Genomic DNA, 1,344 nt, shown 5'->3' on the forward strand with positions numbered 1-1,344 from the left:
AGGCATCGCTTTATGCCAAGATAGCGTTGAGGATATAGCGCGAGAGGAGATGTGATCATGGAAGTTAGTATCATCGGGATTGATATCGCCAAAAATGTATTTCAGTTTCACGGCTCAACCAAAACTGGAGCGACAGTGTTTCGCCGAAAGATCAGGCGCTCCGGTGTACTCCATTTCCTAGCTGAGCAGCCTCGATGTTTGGTTGCTATGGAGGCATGTGCCAGTTCTCATTATTGGGGCCGTGAGATCGAGCAGCTTGGTCATACCGTAAAGTTAATTCCGCCGCAGTATGTGCGTCCTTTCGTCAAGCGTCAGAAAAATGATATGGCTGATGCCGAAGCAATTGCAGAGGCCGCAACCCGACCTGAGATGAGGTTTGTTGCTGTGAAATCAGCTGAGCAACAAGCTCGATCCATGCTTTTGAAAACACGTGAGTTATTCCTATCTCAACGCACCCAGACAATTAACATGTTGCGCGGGCACCTTGCTGAGTACGGGATTGTGGTTCCTCAAGGACCATCTCACTTAAGAAAGCTTGAAGCTCAGATGTTGGATGAGCATGAAACCGACTTGCCATTGACCATGCGCAACATGTGCATAAGGCTCTTTGACCATCTGCGTTTACTGGATTGGCAGATTGATGATCTGACATCGCGGATTGAAGCATCGGCAAAACAAGATGCAACAGCACGGCGATTAATGACCATCCCAGGTATTGGACCGATGTGTGCAATGGCTGTGGTAACCCTTGCACCACCGCGTGAGAGCTTTCGTAAAGGGCGAGATTTCGCAGCTTGGGTCGGCCTGACCCCAAAACAGCATTCAACCGGTGGTAAAACCCGCTTAGGACGAACTTCGAAAATGGGTCAGCGAGACATTCGCAGGTTGCTCATTCTGGGAGCCATGTCTGTCATTCAATCAGTAGAGCGAAAAGGTGGTGCGGCTGAAGGTTCATGGCTCAACCGAATGCTGAAGCGGAAACCCAGACTACTGGTGGCCGTTGCTCTGGCAAATAAACTTGCCCGCATGGCTTGGGCCTTGATGAAGAAGGATGAGGTATATCGAGTTCAGCTGGCAGCATAAAGCCTGTCAGCTGTTAACCGGAATGCGGTAGGTCTTAGCGGAGGATTATGGGCGAACAGTCGAGAATGACGGGATCGGAAGAACCAGGTAGCGTGCATGGGAAGCAAAACCCGTAAATACGATTTGGATCTGATCTTCGTACTATCCATAAGGGCCCGCGGTAGGAGATGCTGCATACAGAGGCCGGACACACGTAGGAACTCGACCGCATTCACTCAATCAGACGAAAAAACCGCTTGCATTTCCAGGGGCGTCCACACA

General features: G+C 50.3%; 1 protein-coding gene. It reads left to right on the forward strand.

The genetic code is table 11. From position 1 onward, the window contains the following. The first annotated feature begins 54 nt into the window (after positions 1 to 54). The gene (locus tag PsAD5_RS14410) at positions 55 to 1,083 is read left to right on the forward strand and encodes an IS110 family transposase (RefSeq protein WP_063292627.1); all 1,029 of its coding nucleotides are present in this window, start codon (positions 55 to 57) and stop codon (positions 1,081 to 1,083) included. Positions 1,084 to 1,344: the final 261 nt, after the last annotated feature.

Origin of the sequence: Pseudovibrio sp. Ad5 (assembly GCF_001623095.1) — a bacterium.
Classification (GTDB): Bacteria; Pseudomonadota; Alphaproteobacteria; order Rhizobiales; family Stappiaceae; genus Pseudovibrio.